This is a genomic window from Streptomyces racemochromogenes (genome assembly GCF_044129415.1).
In the GTDB taxonomy this organism is placed as follows: Bacteria; Actinomycetota; Actinomycetes; order Streptomycetales; family Streptomycetaceae; genus Streptomyces; species Streptomyces racemochromogenes_A.
Map to the genome: position 1 here is coordinate 1 of NZ_JBBDHD010000045.1, position 20,006 is coordinate 20,006.

At 75.6% G+C, this 20,006-nt stretch carries 14 protein-coding genes; 9 read left to right on the plus strand and 5 right to left on the minus strand.

Annotated elements, in window-relative coordinates; translation table 11 throughout:
- From metK to WDV06_RS18605, 5 genes are all read right to left on the minus strand, one after another.
- Positions 1-788 (minus strand): methionine adenosyltransferase (gene metK, locus WDV06_RS18585; protein WP_395510878.1); only part of this gene is annotated, 788 nt, incomplete at its 3' end.
- A 74-nt stretch (positions 789-862) separates the two neighbouring features.
- Positions 863-2,083 carry an ATP-grasp domain-containing protein gene (locus WDV06_RS18590; protein ID WP_395510879.1) on the minus strand — a complete coding sequence of 407 codons (1,221 nt, stop codon included), beginning with the start codon at positions 2,081-2,083 and terminating at the stop codon, positions 863-865.
- 45 nt (positions 2,084-2,128) lie between these two features.
- Positions 2,129-3,481, minus strand: coding sequence for an ATP-grasp domain-containing protein (locus tag WDV06_RS18595; protein WP_395510880.1), 1,353 nt, complete (start codon positions 3,479-3,481; stop codon positions 2,129-2,131).
- A complete protein-coding gene (locus WDV06_RS18600; protein WP_395510881.1) occupies positions 3,468-5,384 on the minus strand; it encodes a hypothetical protein in 1,917 nt (638 codons plus the stop codon). The genes WDV06_RS18595 and WDV06_RS18600 overlap by 14 nt, the downstream gene beginning before the upstream one ends.
- Positions 5,381-9,103 carry a phosphopantetheine-binding protein gene (locus WDV06_RS18605; protein WP_395510882.1) on the minus strand — a complete coding sequence of 1,241 codons (3,723 nt, stop codon included), beginning with the start codon at positions 9,101-9,103 and terminating at the stop codon, positions 5,381-5,383. The genes WDV06_RS18600 and WDV06_RS18605 overlap by 4 nt, the downstream gene beginning before the upstream one ends.
- A 338-nt stretch (positions 9,104-9,441) precedes the next feature.
- Here WDV06_RS18605 and WDV06_RS18610 point away from each other — a divergent pair, with 338 nt between their 5' ends.
- From WDV06_RS18610 to WDV06_RS18650, 9 genes are all read left to right on the plus strand, one after another.
- The gene (locus WDV06_RS18610) at positions 9,442-9,660 is read left to right on the plus strand and encodes an MbtH family protein (RefSeq protein ID WP_395510883.1); all 219 of its coding nucleotides are present in this window, start codon (positions 9,442-9,444) and stop codon (positions 9,658-9,660) included.
- Positions 9,657-14,126 carry an amino acid adenylation domain-containing protein gene (locus WDV06_RS18615; protein WP_395510884.1) on the plus strand — a complete coding sequence of 1,490 codons (4,470 nt, stop codon included), beginning with the start codon at positions 9,657-9,659 and terminating at the stop codon, positions 14,124-14,126. The genes WDV06_RS18610 and WDV06_RS18615 overlap by 4 nt, the downstream gene beginning before the upstream one ends.
- Positions 14,123-14,467 (plus strand): hypothetical protein, encoded by a 345-nt coding sequence (locus WDV06_RS18620; RefSeq protein ID WP_395510885.1) that lies wholly within the window; start codon positions 14,123-14,125, stop codon positions 14,465-14,467. Before WDV06_RS18615 ends, WDV06_RS18620 begins: the two co-directional genes overlap by 4 nt.
- A gap of 106 nt (positions 14,468-14,573) precedes the next feature.
- Complete coding sequence (locus WDV06_RS18625) at positions 14,574-15,743, plus strand: M20/M25/M40 family metallo-hydrolase (protein ID WP_395510886.1); 1,170 nt, start codon at positions 14,574-14,576, stop codon at positions 15,741-15,743.
- A 119-nt stretch (positions 15,744-15,862) separates the two neighbouring features.
- Positions 15,863-16,447, plus strand: a complete 585-nt coding sequence (gene yczE, locus WDV06_RS18630) for a membrane protein YczE (protein WP_463668222.1) — start codon at positions 15,863-15,865, stop codon at positions 16,445-16,447.
- Between the two features lie 120 nt (positions 16,448-16,567).
- Entirely contained in the window at positions 16,568-16,750 is a 183-nt protein-coding gene (locus WDV06_RS18635) for a hypothetical protein (RefSeq protein ID WP_395510888.1), read from the plus strand.
- Positions 16,751-16,923: 173 nt separating this feature from the next.
- Positions 16,924-17,919, plus strand: a complete 996-nt coding sequence (locus tag WDV06_RS18640) for a hypothetical protein (RefSeq protein ID WP_395510889.1) — start codon at positions 16,924-16,926, stop codon at positions 17,917-17,919.
- Positions 17,920-18,087: 168 nt separating this feature from the next.
- Positions 18,088-19,155 (plus strand): ABC transporter ATP-binding protein, encoded by a 1,068-nt coding sequence (locus tag WDV06_RS18645; RefSeq protein ID WP_395510890.1) that lies wholly within the window; start codon positions 18,088-18,090, stop codon positions 19,153-19,155.
- Positions 19,152-19,988 (plus strand): ABC transporter permease, encoded by an 837-nt coding sequence (locus WDV06_RS18650; protein ID WP_395510891.1) that lies wholly within the window; start codon positions 19,152-19,154, stop codon positions 19,986-19,988. Before WDV06_RS18645 ends, WDV06_RS18650 begins: the two co-directional genes overlap by 4 nt.
- The last annotated feature ends 18 nt before the right edge of the window (positions 19,989-20,006 follow it).

Genomic DNA, 20,006 nt, shown 5'->3' on the forward strand with positions numbered 1-20,006 from the left:
TTGCGGCCGGTCAGACCGGCGTCACCCATCGGGCCGCCGATCTCGAAACGCCCCGTCGGGTTGACCAGCAGCCGGTAGCCCTCGGTGTCCAGCTTGATGCCGTCCTCCGCCAGCCGGGCGAGCACGTACTCCACCACGTGCCGCCGCACGTCGGGGATCAGCAGCCCGTCCAGGCTGACGTCGGCCGCGTGCTGCGAGGACACCACCACAGTGTCGAGGCGGACCGCGTTGCCTCCGTCGTACTCGATGGTGACCTGGGTCTTGCCGTCCGGGCGCAGGTAGGGGACGGTCCCGTCCTTGCGGACCTGGGTCAGGCGGCGGGAGAGCCGGTGCGCGAGGTGGATCGGCAGCGGCATCAGCTCCGGCGTCTCGTCGCACGCGTAGCCGAACATCAGACCCTGGTCGCCCGCACCCTGCTTGTCGAGCTCGTCCTCGTCGCCCTCGACCCGGGACTCATAGGCCGTGTCGACGCCCTGCGCGATGTCCGGGGACTGCGCGCCGATGGACACCGAGACCCCGCAGGAGGCGCCGTCGAAGCCCTTCTTCGAGGAGTCGTAGCCGATCTCCAGGATCTTGTCGCGGACGAGCTGGGCGATCGGGGCGTACGCCTTCGTCGTCACCTCGCCCGCGATGTGCACCAGACCGGTGGTGATGAGCGTCTCCACGGCCACGCGCGAGGCCGGGTCCTCGGCCAGGAGGGCGTCGAGGATCGTGTCGCTGATCTGGTCAGCGATCTTGTCGGGGTGACCCTCGGTCACGGACTCCGAGGTGAACAGACGACGGGACATGCCGAGGGCTCCTTGGGTGGGGTGCGGTGAAGCGGCGGGGAGGAAGGACGGCGGCGATGTTTCACGTGAAACGCTCACGCGTCGGCGCCGGACGGGGTGAGGACGGCGGGTTCGAGCTCGCACCGGTACTGGTCGATGGCGGATCGGATGGCGGCTTCGACGGCCTGGGGTGAGGCGGCGCGGAAACGGAACCGGCCGAGGATCTCGTCGTATCCCCCGTCTCCGGTGAACACCCGGCCGGGCTCGGGCAGGATCTCCGCGTAGAGGCCGGCCACCGTGCCGCGCAGCTCGGGCCGCGCCAGCAGCCGCATGCCGACCGGCTCCGGAACCATCAGGAATCCCCCGCATTCGCTCCCGGCGGCGGGCACGGTGAGCGGCGCCTCGCCGAGCTCCAGCCGGATCCAGTCCCCGACCAGATCCACGCCGTAGACGTCACGGCAGACGAACGGGATCTCGCCGCCGCCGACACGGGCACCGACTTCGAGGAAGACGGGGCCGTCGCGGTGCTCGATGACCTCCAGGTGGAAGGCGCCCGTGCGCAGGCCGAGCGCGCGCAGGCTGTCCAGGGCGAAGTCGCTGATCCGGTCGGCCAGGGGGCCCTGCTGGACGGCGGAGCCCAGCGGGGAGCCGTTGCCGAACTCGAAGCAGGTGTTCAGGTAGCGGGAGGCGAGGGCGAACAGCGGCTCGCCCTCCCGGAGCAGGCCGTCCACGTGCCAGATCGGTCCCTGGACGAACTCCTCCGCCTCGTAGCCGCTCAGGTCCAGGCCCTCCAGCCGGGCGAGGACGGCGCGCTCGCCGAGGCCCTCCTCCAGCAGGACGCAGCCCGCGGAGGCGGCGCCGGTACGGGGCTTGAGCATGACGGGGCCGGGGTGCGCGGCGGCGAAGGCGGCGGCCTCGGCCGGAGTGGTGACGGTCCGGAACCGGGGGATGCGCAGGCCCGCTTCGGCGATGGCCGCCTTCATGACGGTCTTGTCCCGGAAGCGCAGGGCGGTGTCGGTGCCGGGGCCGGGGACCCCGAGCTCCTCCCGGACGCGGGCGGCCGTCAGCAGGTCGAACTCGGAGAGCGCCAGCACCACGTCGGTGCCGCCGAGGGCGAGGTGGCAGCGCAGGGCGGCGGCGGTGACCGCGTCGGCGTCCGACGGGTCGGCGACGACCTCGGCGTGGGCGGTGCCGCCGGGGAGCAACGGCCGGTGACCCGCGACGGTGACGTACGCGACCTGGTGGGCGGTGTGGTCGACGTAGCTGCCGTAGTCGGCGAAGTCGTCGCTCCACCGGTTGATGATGAGCACCCGCATGGGTTCAGTCCTTTCGATCCGGGGTTGTCTGCTCGGTACTCACGGTCAGGCCGCGACGGCCGCTGCCGCCGGGACGCGGTCCAGCGCCCGGTACAAGGCGGCGTTCACCTCGTCGAGGACGGCGGTGAGGGCCGACCGGTCGGCGGCCACGAGCACGGCGTGCCCGAACCGCTGCCGGAAGTCGGTGGCGGGGGTGACGAGGTCGCCGGGTGCGCAGTCGACGGTCAGCTCCCAGCACTGGGCGCCGGCGTCGATCACCCGGGCCAGGTCCGCGTACAGGGCCTCGGGGTCGTGGATCCGGCCGGGGGCGGGCGCGGTGAAGTAGACGGAAGCGGCGGCCCGTCCGGAGGGGGCGTCGGCGACCGCGGCGTGCGGCAGGCCGGCCAGGACGCGGATGGCGGCCTCCGGCAGGCTCCGGCCGTGTACGGCGGAGACGAGGCGGTGGATGCGGTCGCCACCGAGCCGGGCGGCGATCTCCAGGACCACGGGGCCGCGCGGGGAGAGCCGGGCCTCCAGGTGGAAGACGCCCGCCGTCAGACCGAGCGCGCGGACCGCCCGTTCGGCGGTCCGGGCCAGCGCCTCCCGGTCCGCCTGCGGGAGGTCGGCGTCGACGATGTGTCCGACCTCGACGAAGTGCGGTTCGGGTCCCAGGAGCTTCTGGGTCACCGCGGCGACGGTCACCTCGCCGGTGGCGGTGACCCAGCCCTCGACGCTGAACTCGGGCCCGGTCACGTACGACTCCAGCAGCAGGCGTCCGCCGACCGGCTGGCCCATGTCGTCGAGGACCCCCTCCTCGGCGGCCCGCTCCAGGTGCCCGCGCAGCTCGGCCATGCTGTCGATCCGCCGCACGCCCAGGCTGCCCGAGCCGTCCACCGGCTTGACGACGGCGGGGAAGCCGACGACCGCGGCGGCCTGGAGCAGCGTGTCCTCGGGGACGTCCCCGACGGTGAGCGGCACGCCCCGGGCGACGGCGACCCCGCCCCGGGCCAGCTGGTCCTTCATCAGCCCCTTGTCCCGCAGCCGGGCGGCGACGGCCGGCCGCGGGCCGGGCAGCCCGAGCCGCTCCGCGGCGGCAGCAGCCACGGGGACCGCGTACTCGAAGCCGGGGACGACGGCGACGACCGTCGTGCGGGAGGCCAGCTGCTCGGCGGCCGCGGCGACCAGCTCGGTGCAGCGGGTCTCGACGACGGTGTAGCCGGCCCTGCCCCGGCCCACGAGCTCGCGGACGGCGGCGGGGGCCAGTTCCAGCGGGCGGCGGTCGAGGACGTGGACCCGCAGTCCCAGCCGCGTGGCGGCGGGCAGGAGGTCGACGCCCGAGGACTCCGGTTCCACGACGAGGAGGGTGTCGCGCGGATCGGCGGGGGCTGCTGCGGCGCTGAACGGGTCAACCTGCGACAAGGTGCACCTCTTCGTCACGGACGGGCTGGGTCTCGGGGGAGGACGGCGGCGCCGGGAACTCGTCCCCGGGGACGGCGCCGAAGTGGAAGCGCAGGACCGTCAGGCCCAGGGCCTGCACGGCGTACGCCTGGTGGTAGTAGGCCTGCGGCTCCGCGTCGGGGGCGATGTGGAGGTCGAACGTGGTCCGCTTCGGCTCGCCCGCGGTGACCTTGAGGCGCCGGACCGGCGGCCGGATCTCCGACTTGACGTAGGTGGGCACGATCAGGCCGACGTTGACGATGCCGCTCTGCGGGGCGGTGACCTCGACCGTGACCGGCAGCCGGCCGCCGAGCGCGACCAGGTCCGGGGACTCCACGCTCAGCACCGGTGCCCCGTCGAAGCTGTTCTCGACGTCGCCGCAGCGCAGGCAGGTGGACTGGTGGGTGACGGGGACGACCGGCAGGCGGCCGGTCCGGCGGTAGCGCCACACGGGCCGTCCGCAGCCGCAGGGCCGGGCTCCGGGCTGGGGAGCGGCGGCCTCGCTGCGTTCCCCGAAGTGGATCGGGAAGTCCATCAGGGCGTCGTCGGGGTGCTTGGCGATCTGCTGGGCGAGGGCCAGGTCGAGGGCGCCGACCTGGGCGGCCAGGCCCTGCCGGGCCGCGAGCCGGTCCGCCTCGTCGCGGGCGGCGGTGCGCCGGGTGCCGCGCAGCAGCACCGTGTGCAGCTGCGCCAGCCGGCCGCCCAGGGGGTGGTCCTCGGGCAGCAGCCCGCTGTGGAGCAGTGCGGCGACCCGGTCGCCGAGGTGCCGCCAGGGCTCGGGGGCCGACTCCGCCGCCGGTGCGGCTGCCGGCTCGGGGCCGGTGTCCGCCGCGGTGGCGCCGGAGCCCACCCCGACCTGGAGGAACACCGGGTAGGGGTTGATGTCGGACGCGCTCCGGTCGAGGGTGCGCGCCACACCGGTGTCCGGCTCGGCGCGTCTCAGCCAGGCCAGGTTCTCGGGGCGGTCGCCGTTGTTGGTGGTGAGGGCGGCGACCACGGTCTGGGCGGGCCCGTCGAGGGCGTTGAGGAGGATCTGGAACGCCGGGTCGTACAGGGCGAGGTCCGAGAGCGGCCCGCTCAGGCAGGTGTTGAGGACGATCTCCGCGGCCGGGATCCGGTGCGCGGGGATCAGCTTGTCCTCCGGCTTGTAGCAGCCGAGTCCGTACGCGCACTGCGGGCCGAGGGCGCCCGGCCGGCGCTCGGCGGCGGGGCTGCGGCCGCACAGGGTGAACTGGCCCAGGTTCAGGTTGTCGTCGCGTCCGTGGCCGTTGAACAGCAGCCGTCCCCAGCGGCCCGTCAGGACCAGGTCCCGGATGTCGAGCTGGGCGATGTCGCCGGGGCCGAACCAGCGGCCGCCGGGGATGCCCGGACGGCCGTCGTTGTCGGTGAAGACCCCGGCCGGCGCGTCGGAGGGGGCCTGGGCGTACTGCTTGGCGACCGTCCAGGCCAGCGAGTGGACGTCACGGCCGGTCAGCACGCTCACGTCCCGGCCGTCGCGGTGCGCTGCGGCGAGCACGCCGGAGATCGCCTCGGAGGTCAGGGCCTCATAGGTGCCGACGAGCAGGACAGAGCCGGGAGCCCCCGCCGGGGGCCAGGCGGCCGCGGCGCCCCGGGCGGGCCAGTGGCCGGCCAGCGGCGCGGCCAGCAGCCGTACGGCTTCGGGGACTTCGCCGAGCAGGTGGCCGGTGGTGCTGCGCGGCGGGGTGCGCAGGCCCTCGTAGACCTCCTCGGCCAGGTCGAGGGCGCCGTTCAGGTCGGTGCGGGGGCCCGTCCACACCGGGACGGGGCCGCGGCCGGGCGCCCGCAGGAAGGCGGTGACGGCGGCGGCGAACTCCGCCTCGCCGTCGACCGGGGTGAAGGTGCGGGGCGGCGAACCGTTGCTCATCGGGAACTCCTCGTCGCGGGAACCGGCTCGGTGGCGGACGGCTCCACCGGTGCCGTCAGGGGCATGGTCAGGGACCGTGCGAGTTCTTCGAGGGCGCCGTCCCGCACGTCCTCGGGTCCGGCCGCGGCCCATCCGGCGGGGACGGGGACCTCGGCGGGCCACAGGCTGCGCCGGCCGTCCGGGCCGTCCAGGACCAGGTAGAGCGCGCCCGTGTCCTCGAACGGGTCGTGCACGGCGGCGGCTTCGACCGCGTCGGGTGTCTGCGGCCCGGCGGCCCGCACGGCGATGCCGGTACGCAGCATCAGCGCGCCCGGAGCGCCGTACGGGTCGGCGACCCACCGCGCGGCGTCCCCGGCCCGCTCCGGGCGCGTCCCGCCCAGCGCGGACCCGGCCAGGTACAGCGTTCCCACCAGGCCCGGGGGCACCGGGCGCAGGGCGGGGTCGAGGACTCGTACGGCCTGGTTCCACAGCGGGGCGGCCCCGGCGGCGGTACGGACGGTGGTCAGCCGGACCCCGTGCGTCCAGCGGTGCTCCAGGACGACCGGCGGGCCGGCGGGGCCGGACCCCTCCCGGTCCGGGTCGTGGGCCCACGGGCTCTCCCCGGTGCCGGAGGTGTCGTGCCCGGGGTGGGATCCGGACGGGTGCCAGCCGGAGTCGGAGCGGGTCACCGCGAGCACCGACGGCGCGGCCAGGGCGGCTCCGGCGTCCCGTGCGGCGCGGGCCGTCCGCGCGACGGCGCGGGCGGGGCCGGACAGTTCGGCCGCTCCGGTACCGGCCGGCCACCGGGCCGGCTCCCCCGGGGTGTCCGCGCCGGGGCCGGCCAGGTGCACGGTGGCACCGCAGGCGAGGGCGTCGGCGATGTCGAGGAAGCCGAAGTCGGTGTCCGGGTCGGGGATCACGGCCCGCGGCGCGCCGGCCTCGGCCGGCATCGTCGCGAACCGCCAGGCTCCCAGGGCGCGCAGCGGTCCGGCGTCGAGCAGGACCAGGCCCCCGGGCGTGGCGGTGGCGAGGACCGGGTCGCCGGCGCGGGCGACGGGCAGGGGCGCGACGGCGGGCTCCGCCCCGTCGGGGCCGGCGGGCACCGCGGGGATCCCGGGCCACGGGGTGACGGCGTCGGACGTGACCACGGCGACGGGCGGCACGCCGACCGGCGGGACGGCCCGGCCGGGGGGCAGCGGGAGGCAGGCGGCACCGGACTTGGCGACGGCCGCGTAGGCCACCACCAGGTCCTGGCCGGCCGGCAGCCGGACGGCCACGAGCCGCCCGGGCCCGGCACCGAGGGCCAGCAGCCGGCGGGCGAGGAGCCCGGCCCGCTCCTCCAGCCCGGCGTGCGTGAGGCAGGAGTCCGGAGTGACGACGGCCGGGGCGTGCGGGGTCAGCAGGGCCTGCATGCCGAGCATGGCGGGCAGCGGGGTCTGCGGCACGGTGTGCTCCGCCCCGGAGCCCGGGTGGTCACCGGCCTCGCCGGGCAGGTCCAGGCCGAGCGTGTCGATCCGGTGGCCGGGGTCGGCCACCACGGCGTCGAGGAGCCGCTCCAGCCGCGCCCCGAAGAGCTCGGCCACCGCACCGCCCCCGGAACCGTCCCGCGCACCACCCGCGGCGGGTATCCGCACGCGGCCCTCCACTCCGGCGGGGGCTCCGGTCTGCGACCAGCGCTCGGTCAGCTCCAGGACGGGGCCGTCGGCTGCGGCCGCCACCGCGGCCCCACGGCCGCCGTCGGCGGGATCCAGCACCAGCGTGGCGGACGGCCCCTCCGCCGCGCGGTCCCCGGCCGCCCAGGCCGCCACGGAAGCGGCGCGCACACGCTCCAGCAGCGTCGTGAAGCCGGGGCGGCCGTCCACGGCCGCGGTGACCGTCACGGCGGGGAGCCCACCGCTCGCCAGCGCCACCGGGACGGCGTCCGCCCCGGACATCCGGGCCAGCAGCGCGGTGACGGCCGCGTGCAGCGCCATCCCGGACGTGGCCCCGTGCTCCCGGGCCAGCGCGGTCAGCCCGCGGTGCGCGGCCGCGCCGATGGCCAGGGGTGCCTCGGACCACCCGTCCGCTCCCGCGCACCCGAGGTCCGGCCGCACCGTCGCGGCGGCCCGCCCGGCCGGCGGGCGGGGGCTCTGCCGGCGCACCAGCGCGGCCAGGGCCGCCACGGTCCGGGCCTCGTAGACGCTGCGCATGCCCAGGGCCACGCCGAGCACGGCACGGATCCTGCCGACGAGCCGGGCCGAGGCCAGGGAGTGGCCGCCGATCGCGAAGAAGTCCTGGTCGCAGCCGACGGTGTGCCGGGGGACCGCGAGCACCTCCGCGAACAGCGCGCGCACGGTGTCCTCGTACGGGTCCCGGGGCGCGGCCGGCTCTCCCGTCGCACCCGCGGCCGGCCGGACCGGGGCGGCGGGGGCGGCGGCGCCCGCTTCGAGCGCGGCCGGGGAGTTGGCGTAGCGGCCGGGGTCGTCGAAGGAGGGTGCGGCGCCCGACGCGGCGGTCTCCCGGTCCAGGTAGACGCCGGTGACGGCGGGTTCCCCCGGGTCTCCTGCGGCGGGCCACAGCACCAGGTCGAAGCGGGTGTGGTCGGCGCCGCAGAGGGTGATCGCGGCCCGGTGTCCGGCCTGTTCGGCGAGCTCGCGCAGGGCGTCCGGCTCGACAGCGGCCGGGAAGGCGGCGGTCAGGGCGGCCCGTACCTCCTCGGCCGGGCGGTCCTCGGCCAGCGCCGTGCGGCAGGCATCCTCCCCGGCGAGGCGGACGTTGGGCACTCCGGCGATCCGCAGCGGTCCCGTCGCCCCCGCCAGCCGGGTGCGCAGGGCGGCGGGGTCGAGGCCCTCGGCGCTCCAGTCCAGGCGCGGCGCATCCGCGAGGTCCAGTCCGGGGGCGGCGGTGCGCAGCACCACGTCGTAGCGGTGGCGGGTCAGCTCGTTGTGGAAGGGGCTCGCCTTGAGCCGTACGTCCACGCCCTCCAGTTCGGGCAGCAGCTCGGGCAGGGCCGCGAAGTAGGAGGGTGCGAGGGCCAGTTCCTTCTCCCCGGCGGCGGTCCGCGCGACCGCCTCCCGCAGCGCCGCGGTGTCGCGGGCGGCGCCGGCGTCGCGGCCGAGGGCGACGGCCGTGTGGAAGCGGGGCAGCAGCTCCAGGTCACGGACGTCACCGACGAACACGGACCCGCCCGGGGCCAGGAGCAGGACGGCCTTCGTCAGCACCTCCGTGAGGTAGTCGACGTGCGGGAAGTACTGGATCACCGAGTTGATGACGACGGTGTCGAAGTGCCCGGCGGGCAGCTCGTCCAACAGGTGTGCCGGAGCCGCCTGGAGCCGTACCTTCCGTGCTGTCGCGGCGGGCCGGGCGGCCAGTTGGGCGCGCAGCGCCCCGATGACGGCCTCGGACATGTCCGCGCCCCAGTACTCCTCGCAGTCGTCGAGGAGCTGCGACATCAGCAGACCCGAGCCGACACCGATCTCCAGGACGCGGCGGGGGCGCAGCGCGCGGATGCTGCGGACGGTGTCGTCACGCCAGTGCCGCATCTGCTCCAGGGGGATGGGCGCACCGTCGTAGCTGCTCTCCCAGCCGGCGAAGTTCTCGCCGAAATCGGCGGCGTCGGCGTCCCGGTACAGCTCCTGGTAGATCTCGTGCCAGCCGCTGACCTGACGGTCGCCGTCGGCGGCCGTGCCGGCCGCGGCGCGGGCCGCGGTTCCGGTGTACTCCGGCATCGTGCTGTCCTCCGTCGTGATGTGGCTCGTCATCCGTCGCTCGGAATCCCATGCTGCGGGCGCCGGAAGCCCGGGAACAGGTGAATGCGGTGGCACAAAAGGCTCTGGCACCTGTATGCCAATTCCGGCCGGAAACAGCCCGCTGACACAGTCCTGCCAGGGCTTTTTGTGCCAGTGGCGGGGTACTGACACCGCTGGTCGCAGGTGCGCAGAATGCGGGAGCCGGACAGCGCACGGCCCGTGGGAGAACGCCACGGACGGCGGCGGCGAGAGCGCCCGCGTGGGGCGCGGACATTCCTTTTCCGGACGCGCTCCGATATCCGGTGTGCGCATTTCCCGGATCTTTTGGACGCGAGGAAGAACGGACGAAGATGCACGAGCAGAGTGCCGTCTCGACGCACACGGTGGTCGTCAACCGTGCCGAGCAGTATTCGATCTGGCCGGCCGGCCGCAGACCCCCCGTGGGATGGCGCACGATCGGTCCGCCCGCGAGCCGGGAGACCTGCCTGGGCTTCATCGCCCGGACCTGGACGGACATGCGCCCCCTGGAACTGCGCCGCACCACCGAGAGCCCGAGGACCCGCCCGTGAACCCGCCCCTGAACGCGTCGGCGGCCGCCGACTCCCGGCCGCTGTCCGCCTCCCGCTCGCGGGCCGCCTTCGAGGCGCTCGCGGGCGAAGGCCGCCCGCACGTCAACGTCTCCGCCGTCCGGGTCCGCGACGTGAAGACCTTCGGCTGGCCCTTCCTGGAGCCGGCGGTGACCGAACTGGTCGCCCGCACCCCCCGGTTGCGCACGCACGTGGAGTTCACTGAGGGCGGCCGGACGCGGGAGGTCACGCAGGCCGGGGGCACGGCCGGCGAGGTGGCCGTGCGCACGCTCGGCGCCGGCGGGGACTTCCCCGACCTGGCCGCCTTCGCCCGCGCCGAGCGGGAGCGCGGCCTGGACTGGAGCGCTCCCTCCTGGCTTCGGGTCACGGCCCTGCGCGACCTCGCGGAGCCGGACACGTGGTGGCTGGCCACCACCTGGTCGGGGGTCCTCCTGAGCGGTGCCGAACACCGCCGCGTCACCGACGAGCTGGTCGCCCTCTGCACCGCCGCCGCGTCCGGCGACCCGCTCCCGGCCGTGGCCGGCCCCCCGGCCGCAACCGATGCCGACACCGTCGATGCCGACACCGTGGTGGCCGCCGACACCACGGCCGACACCACCGCCCGCCCGGACCGGGCCCCGGCGCTGCCGCCGGCCCTCTCACTGCCCGCCGCCTGGGGGCGCTGGGACGCCGACGCGGCCGACTGGCACACCACCGCACTCGACCTCGGCCACCTCGCCGACGGGCTCGGCGCCCTGGCCGAGCGGGCGGGGACCGGCCTCGGCAGCGTGCTGCACACCGTCCACCTGCGGGTCATGACGATGCTGACCCACGAGTCCTCCTTCACCACCGGAGTGGCCTCCGGCCCGGACTCCCCGGTGCGCGCCGCCGCCTTCGACGCGGACGCGCCCGTCACCGACTGGACCGCGCTGGTCCGTACGGTCGCCGGAGTCGAACGCTCCGCCACCGTCCCGGCCTGCCCCCCGGGTGCCGGCGACGCTTCGCGGACCCCCGTCGAGATCGCCTTCCGCCACGAGACCCGGGTGACCGCGCCACGGTTCCCGGTGGACGACTCCTTCGAGCTGGCTCCCGAGGGCTTCGGCCTCGGCGTCCGGGCGGTCAGCGGGCCCGGTTCCGTCGTCCTGCGCCTCACCGGCGCCGCCCGTGCCGCCACCCCGGGGGCCCTGGACCAGCTCGCCGCCCTCTACCGCGCGGTGGCGGCCGCCATGGCCGCCGACCCGGCCGGCGCCGCCGATGCCGACCTGCTGCCCGACGCCGAACGCGACCTGGTCGTCCGCGCGTGGAACGACACCGCCGCCGAGTACCGCCGGGACCTGTGCGTGCACGAGCTGTTCGAGCGGGCGGTGCGCCGCGACCCGGAGGCCGTCGCCGTCAACGCCGCCGACGGCACGACCGTCACGTACGGCGAACTCAACGCGCGCGCCAACCAGCTCGCCCACCACCTGCGCGACCTCGGCGTCGGCGCCGACACCTTCGTGGGGATCTGCGTCGAGCACTCCGTCGAGATGCTCGTCGGCCTCCTGGGGATCCTGAAGTCCGGTGGCGCGTACGTGCCCCTCGACCCCGAGCACCCGGCCGACCGGCTCGCCTGCATCGTCGAGGACACCAGCGCGCCGGTGGTGGTCACCGTGTCCGGCCTGACCGGCGCCCTGCCTCCGTCGGATGCGGTCACCGTCCTCCTGGACCGTGACGCCGGGCTGCTGGCCGGCCGGCCCGTCACGGACCCGGAGCCGCTCGCCCACCCGGACAACCTGATCTACGCCATGTTCACGTCCGGCTCCACCGGCCGCCCCAAGGGCGTCCTGGTGCACCACCGCGGTGTCGTGAACTACCTGGACTGGGCCGTGGAGGGATACGGCCTGCCCGTCGGCAGCCACGGCGCCCCCATGCTCGGCTCCATCGCCTTCGACCTGTCGGTCCCGAACTTCTTCCTCCCCCTCATCGGCGGCAAGGACGTCACCCTGCTGCCCACCGACCGCGCCCTGGACGAGCTGGCCGAACGGCTCGTGCGCCCAGGCGACTTCAGCCTGCTGAAGATCACCCCCGCCCATCTCGACGTGCTGCGCTCGCAGATCCCGGAGCCCGGATCGGTGACCTCCGTGCACACCTTCGTCGTCGGCGCCGACGAGGTGAAGCCGGAGACCGTCGCCGCCTGGCAGCGGATCGCGCCCGGCGCCCGCATCATCAACGAGTACGGCCCGACCGAGACGGTCGTCGGCTGCTCGGTCTACGAGGCGGGCCCGGACTTCGACCCGGCCGCGCCCGTGCCCATCGGCCGTCCGATCGCCAACATGCAGATGTACGTCCTGGACCGCTTCCTGAACCCGGTGCCCATCGGCGCCGTCGGAGAGCTGTTCATGGGTGGGGACGGCGTCACCCGCGGCTACCTCCACCGTCCGGAACTGACCGCCGAGAAGTTCCTGCCCGACCCCTTCCACCCGGTCCCGGGCTCGCGCATGTACCGCACCGGCGACCTGGCCCGATTCCGTCCCGACGGCGACATCGACTTCCTCGGCCGCATCGACCACCAGGTGAAGATCCGCGGCTACCGCATCGAGCTCGGCGAGATCGAGGCCCGGCTGCTGCTGCACCCGGGGGTCAGCGAGGCCGTGGTCGCGGCCCGCACCGACGCCCACGGCGACAAGTGCCTGGCCGCCTACGTCGTCGGCGTGGCGGGCCGCGCCCCCGACGCGGCCGAGCTGCGGTCCTTCCTCGCCGAGGCGCTGCCCGGCTACATGGTGCCCGCCGAGTTCGTCCACCTCCCCGCACTGCCCCTGAGCACCGCGGGGAAGGTGGACCGCCGGCTGCTGCCCGACCCCGTCCGGGACACCGTCGAGGAGCACCGGGACGCACCCGCGTCCCCCACCGAGCACCTGCTGGCCACCGCCTGGGCGGAGGCCCTCGGGGTGGACGCCGTACGAACCGGGGACGCGCTCGTCGCCCGGGCCGGCCTCGACGGCACCCTGCGAATGGTCGAACGGGCCCGCGCGGCCGGGCTCGACGTCCCCCGCGCGGCCGCGTTCCGGCACCCGGGCGTCACCGCGCTCGCGCGTGCGCTGGACGAGGCGCGCACCGCCGAGGCCGCCGGGGACGCGGCGCGCGAGGTCCCCTTCACCCCGGCCCAGCGGCACCTGATGGGCCGCCCCGGCGGCGCGGGCCACAGCTCGGTCCTGCTGCGGTTCCCGGCCGCGCTCCGCACCGACGCCGTACGGGAGGCGCTGCGCGGGCTGACCGGGCGGCACGAGGCCCTGCGCCTGCGCCGGGACGGCGAACGGCAGGTGCTCGGGCCGGCCGGCTCGGGCTGGTCCCTGGCCCAGGTCACCGCCCCCGCGGCGGACACCGAGTCGCTGCGGAAGGCGGCGGCCGCCGAGGCCGACACCGCCCTCCCGGCGGAGGGCCCCGCGCTGCGGGCCGTCCTCGTCAGCCCGGCCACCGAGCCCGGCCGGGCGTCCTGGCTGCTGCTGAGCGCCCCGCGCCAGGTGGTGGACACGGCCTCCTGGGCGGTCCTCGTGTCCGACCTCGCCTCCGCCCTGGGCGACCCGGACGCCGAGGCGCCGGAGCCTGCCGGGGCCGGCTTCGCCGACTGGTCCGACCTGCTGGTCCGGCGGGCCAACGGCGAGGAGATCACCGGCCAGCTGGCCACCTGGCTGACCCCCGGCCCCGCCGCCCGCTTCCCGGAGGAACCCCCGGCCGCGGACGCCGGCGGCGCACTGCCCCCGACCGGTGAGCCCGGCGGCGGACAACCCGGGAACACCCCCGGCGGCGACCCGCTCACCCCCGTCGCCGCCCGGACCCTGGTCTTCGACCCCGCCCTCACCCGGGAGCTGCTGTCGGGCGGCGGCGATGACGCCGACGCCGTCCTGCTGACCGCCCTGGCCCGCACCCTCGCAGACTGGGACACCGCGTCCGGCCACGGCCTCACGGTCGAACTGGCCACGCCCGGCCGTGCGACCGTCCTCGACGGGCTCGACCCGGCCCGGACCGTCGGCTGCCTCACCGCCCGCTTCCCGCTCACCCTGCCCACCGCAGGTGCCGCCGGGGCCACGCCTGCGGCCGTGCGGGCGGCCCTCGACGCGGTCCCGGACGCGGGCCTCGGCCACGGGCTGCTGCGCCACCTGCGTACGGACCGGGTCGCGGCGGTCCTCGCCGCCACGCCGTCGCCGGCCGTCGCCTACGACGCCTGCGCCCCGCTCGACGCCCGGACCCAGGGCCCGGCGGAGCCGGGCGGCGTGCTCCGGTACGACCTGCCCGACGCTCCCGCGGAGAGCCGCCCGCTCGGGCACGCCGTCGCCGTCACCCGGCGCCTGCGCGCCGACCGCCTGGAGGTCCTCTGGCAGCTCGACGCCACCCGCTGGAGCGCCGGCACCCTGGACCGGCTCACCGCCCGCTTCGAGAGCGAACTGCGCACGCTCACCGCTCCCGGCACGTCCGCGGTCGCGTCCGGGTGAGACTCGTCGCCGTCGCCCTCAACCGACCGCCCGGCTCCGGCGGCACCGCCGCCGAGGCGCCGGACCGGCTCGTCGAAGCCCTCCTGGGCTCGGAAGCGGGCGCCCGAGGGCTGGAGCACGCCCGTCTCCAGCCCTCCCGGGCCGGGGCGGTGGGGGTCCTCTTCCTCTCCTCCCGGATCCCGGGGGGCGCGCCCGCCGCGCTCGCCCAGGCCCGGGAGATCTGCGAACGGGCCTGCCACTCCACCCCGCCGCTGCGGGGCTGGAGCGTCGACTGGTGCCGCGAGGTCCACCCGGTCCTCGATCCGTGCGCGGCCGGCCCGGCGGCCCCTCCGCAGCCCTGACCGGACCACCCCGCACCCCCTGACGCCCCCTCACACCTCAGCACCACCGCGCTGTTTCACGTGAAACAGCGGCCGCCACCCCCATCCACCGAAGGGAACACGCCGCATGTCACCGACCATCAGGGCGGAGCGCCTGCTCGCCGATCTCACCCACCTCGCCCAGATCGGCGCCGGCAGCGACGGCGGGATCCACCGCGTCGCCGGCTCGGCCGCGGACTTCGCGGCCCGCGACTGGCTGGACAAGACGCTGCGCTGCGCGGGCCTGCACAGCTACCGGGACCAGGTGGGGAACGTCTTCGGCCGGACCCAGCGGGGCAACGGCCCCTGGCTGCTCATCGGATCCCACTCCGACACCGTCCCCGGCGGCGGCCACCTCGACGGCGCCTACGGCGTGATCGCCGCCATCGAGGTGCTCCGCACCCTGCACGAGGCCGGCCACCCCGCCGCCGACCACATCGAGGTCGTCGCCTTCTGGGACGAGGAGGGGGTGGGCGCCGGGTCCATGGGCGGCCTCGTCGGCTCCTCCGCGCTGTGCCGCCACCCGCACGCCGAGGAACTCTCCGGCTACCTCGAACTGCACATCGAGCAGGGCCCCCGGATGGACGACCAGGGCCTCGAACTCGCCGCCGTCACCGGCATCGTGGGCGTGCGCCGCTACCGGATCTCCGTCCAGGGCGTGGAGAACCACGCCGGCACCACCCCGTTCAGCGCGCGCTCCGACGCCGGGCGCGTGGTCACCCGTACCGCGGCCGCCGTGCAGGACATCTGCCAGGAGGTCAACGGCTCCGTCGTCGGCAACGTCGGCGCGGTCGGCTTCGGCCCCGGCACACCCAACGTGGTCCCCGGCACCGCCTGGCTGGAGGTGGAGGTCCGCGCCGCCTCCGACGCCATCCTGGACCTGGTCGAACAGCAGCTGCGGCTCGTCCTGGACCGCATCGCCGCCGAGGAGGGCTGCTCCGGCACCTTCACGGCGACCTCCGCGAAGCCGGCCGCCCACTTCGACACCGCCTTCGTCGACACGGTGGACGGGGTCTGCCACACCCTCAGCGACCGCACCGAGCGCCTCGTCAGCTACGCGGGCCACGACGCCAGCGTCCTGTCCACCCGGGTACCCACCGCGATGATCTTCGTGCCGAGCACCGGGGGCTTCAGCCACTCCAGCCGCGAGAGCACCCCGGACCACCTGCTCGTCCTCGGCGCCCAGGCTCTGCTCGACAGCGTCCTCGCCGTCACCGCCCCGCTCACCCGGCGCACCCTGCAGGGAGCCTCCGCGTGAGCGCTCCCCCGAGCCCTCCCCGGACCCCCCGGAGCGGCGGCGCCCCCGGCCGCACCCCGCAGCACCCGCCCCGGCGCTCCCTGCGCCAGGTCCTGTGCCCGGCCCCGTTCGGCCGGCGCATGGTCCAGCTCAACGTGGGACTCGTGCTGTACGGGGTGAGCACCGCGCTGCTGCTCCGGGCCGGCCTGGGCGTCGACCCCTGGACCGTGCTCCACCAGGGCCTCGCCGAGGTCAGCGGGCTGACCGTCGGCGTCGTCTCGGTCCTGGCCGGCCTCCTGGTCCTCGCCCTGTGGTGGCCGCTGCGCCAGCGCCCCGGCATCGGTACCGTCCTCGACGCCGTGGTGGTCGGCCTGGTCACCGACGCCGCCCTCACCGTGTGCCCGCGGCCGGGCACCCTGGGGGCGCAGGTGGCACTGCTCGCCGGAGCCGTGGTGCTCAACGCAGCCGCCACGGCCTGCTACCTCGGTGCCGGGCTGGGGCCCGGCCCGCGGGACGGGCTGATGACCGGCCTCGCCGCCCGCGGCCGCTCCCTGCGCGTGACGCGGACGCTCATCGAGCTCACCGCCCTGGGCTCGGGATGGCTGCTCGGCGGGCCGGTCGGCATCGGCACGGTGGTCTACGCCCTGTCCATCGGGCCGCTGGCCCAGCTGTTCATCCCCTGGCTGGAACTGCGTCCAGCCGGAGTCGAGCGGGACCCCAGCTGACACAGTTGATCCTGGTCAGTTTGTGCCAGCCCGGTTCCCTGGCCCGGCGGTCCGGCCGACGGCACGATGGGACCAACGCCGGAAACGGCCTGAACCCAGCACCGACCGAGGAGAACCACCGTGTCCGCCAAGACCGTCACGTCCGTGTTGACCACCGCCCTGCTCGCCCTCGCCCTCGCCGCCACCGCCGTCACCGGCACCGGGTCCGCCCACGAGGGGCAGAGCGCCGACACGGTCACCGCGAGCGGCCGGAGCGCCTCGGACACCCCCGCCACCGCACTGTCCGACCTCGGCTGGAGCTGACCCGGACGGGGCCGCCGCACCGCCCCGACAGGTCGGACGAACCTACGGACGGCACCACGCAAATCCCCCGGCAGTCGATGCCATTCGCCAACTGACCCGCTTCCGGACCCCCGCCTACTATGGGGCCCAGGGCCCGTCCGCCCCCGTACCGCACCGTCGCAGGGGGGATCGACATGCTGCACGTACTGGGCCTGGACACGGAGGCCGAGGACGTCTACCGACTGCTGCTCGGCAAGCCCGAGCTGGGGGTCGAAGGGGTCGCCGGCACACTCGGCCTCCCACCGCGGCGGATCCGCGAGATCCTCGACCGCCTCGCCGACCTGGCGCTCCTCGCACCCTCCTGGAACGCCGCCGAAGGCATCCGCCCCGTCAGCCCCGAAGTCGCCCTCAACGCCCTGCTCGCCCGGCGCAACGCCGAAGTCCTGCGGGCCCAGCGCGACATCGAGGGCGCCAAGTCCGCCATCGACGACCTCCTCAGCAGCTACCGCGCGCCCGAGGAGGCGGACCCGCTGGCCCCCGAACGCCTCCTGGGCCTGGAGGCGACCCGGCTGCGCCTGGAGCAGCTCGCGGCCGAGATCACCACCGAGGCACTGGCCTTCGCCCCCGGCGGCCCGCAGCCCCCGGACAACCGCAACGCCAGCCGGCCCCTGGTGGAGGCCGCCCTCGAACGCGGCGTCAGCGTCCGCACCGTCTACCTGGACAGCGTCTGCAACGACGTCGAGAGCCGGGCCCACGCCGAACGGCTGGTCGCCCTCGGCGGCCAGGTGCGCACGGTGCCGGCCCTCCCGATGCGCATGCAGATCCTGGACCGGCGCTTCGCCCTGGTCCCCATCGACCCGGAGGACTCCCCGAAAGGGGCGGTCCTCCTCAAGGAGCCCGGTGCCGTCACCGGGCTCCTTGAGCTGTTCGAGCGGATCTGGGAGCAGGCGGTGCCCCTCGGCGACACCCCCGCCGCCCCCGCCCCGCTGGACGCCACCCCGCAGGAACGGGCCCTGCTCGGCCTGCTCTCCGACGGGCTCACCGACGAGGCGGCCGCCCGCAAGCTGGGCGTCTCCCTGCGCACCGAGCGCCGCATGATCACCGATCTGATGAAGCGCCTCGACGCCACCAGCCGCTTCCAGCTGGGCCAGCAGGCCGCCAAGCACGGCCTGCTCCCGCCGCCGCGCTGACCTCTTCCCCCGCTCTCCCGGGCCCGTGCTGACAGCAATGTGTCAGCACGCTTTGTGCCATGCCCGGACGCTGTCGGCGGCCCGCGCGGGCGGACAGGATGGACGAACAGGAGCGGCCCCCACCGGCGGCCGCCCGCCATCCCGCCCCCTTCCCGCGCGAGGTCTGCCATGCCCGCACAACCGCGTCCGTCCGGCGCCGAGTACGCCATCGAAGCCGAGGACCTGCACCGCACGTACTCCCTGCGCACCGGCTGGCTGCGCCCCCGCCGGACCGAGGTCACCGCCGTCCGCGGCATCAGCTTCCAGGTCCGCCCCGGCGAACTGTTCGGCCTCCTCGGCCCCAACGGCGCGGGCAAGAGCACCACCATCAAGATGCTCAACACCCTGCTGCTGCCCACCTCCGGCACCGCCCGCATCCACGGCCACGACGTCGCCCGCGACACGAGCGAGGTGCGCCGCCGCATCGGCTACGTCTTCGGCGGCGACCGCGGCCTGTACGAACGCCTCTCCGCCCTCGACAACCTCCGCTACTTCGCCGAGCTGTACGGGGTGGAGCCGCGCGTCCAGCGCGCCCGCATCGCCGAACTCCTGGAGCGGGTCAGCCTGAACGGCCGGGAGAACGAGCGCGTCGAGGGCTACTCGCGCGGCATGCGCCAGCGCCTGCACATCGCCCGCGGCCTGCTCCACGACCCGGACGTCCTCTTCCTCGACGAACCGTCCATCGGCGTCGACCCCGTCGCCGCCCGCGACCTGCGCGAGACCGTCGCCGACCTGCGCGCCACGGGCACCACCGTGCTGCTCACCACGCACTACATGGCCGAGGCGGACGAACTGTGCGACCGCATCGCGGTCATCGCCAAGGGCACCCTCCAGGCCATCGGCACCCCCGAGGAGCTCAAGTCACGGGTACGCACCCGCGACGTCCTCGACATCGAGGTGTTCGGCCTCGACGAGGCCCGCCTCGCCCCCCTCCGGGCCCTGCCCGGCGTGCTCAGCGCCACCCTGGAGGAGGGCGCCGGCCGCCAGACCCTCACCGTCCAGTCCGCACGCGGCACCGACCTGCACCAGCGGGTGCTGAACGCCCTGTCCGGTGTGCGCGTGGGACGCGTCGTCAGCCGGGAACCCTCCCTGGAGGACGCGTACGTCGCCATCGTCGAGGAGGCCGGCGACCGGTCCGCGGGCGACGGCCCCGCCGCCGGCGAGGCCCCCGGAGCCCGTACGGCGGTGGCCGCGTGAGCGCCGCCCAGGCGGCCCCCGGCCGCACCCCCGCCCGCCCCCTGGGCCCGCACCGCGTCCTGCGCCTCATCGGCGTCGGCGTCCGCACCCACGTCGGCTACATGTCCCGCTCGCCGCTGGAGATCACGTTCGCCGTCCTGGTGCCCCTCGTCTACGCCACCCTCGCGGTCTACCTCTTCCGCGCCGGCGGCGACCCGGAGCGGATGCTCCAGGCGTCCGTGGGGGCCGGCCTGATGGGCATGTGGGCCTCCGTCCTGTTCGGATCCGGCGGCGCCGTGCAGAACCAGCGCTGGCTGGGCACCCTGGAGACCCTCGTCGCCGCACCGACCCCGCTCTCCCTCACCCTGCTGCCCATCACCCTCGCCACCGCCGTGGTCGGCACGTACGCGATGGGCGCGACCCTGCTCTGGGGCGCGCTGCTCTTCGGCACCCCGCTCGACTTCGCGCACCCCGCGCTGTTCCTGGTCGCCGTACCGGTCTGCGTCCTCGCGCTCGGCATGACGGGCCTCCTGCTGGCCGCCACCTTCGTGCTGATGCGCAACGCGAACGCCCTGGCCAACACCCTCGACCACCCGATCTGGATGCTCTCGGGCATGCTCGTGCCGATCACGGCCCTGCCGGTGTGGACGCACCCGCTCTCCTGGGCGCTGCCCACCACCTGGGGCGCCCGCGCCGTCCAGGCCGCCGCCCTGCCCGGACACCCCGCCTCCGAGGTCGTGCGCCACCTCGCGCTCGCCGTCGGCACCGGACTGGGCCACCTGCTGCTCGCCGTCGCCGCGCTGACCTGGGTCGAACGCCGCGCCCGCCGGGCCGCCACGCTCGCCCTCACCTGACCCGCCCCACCCGATCCA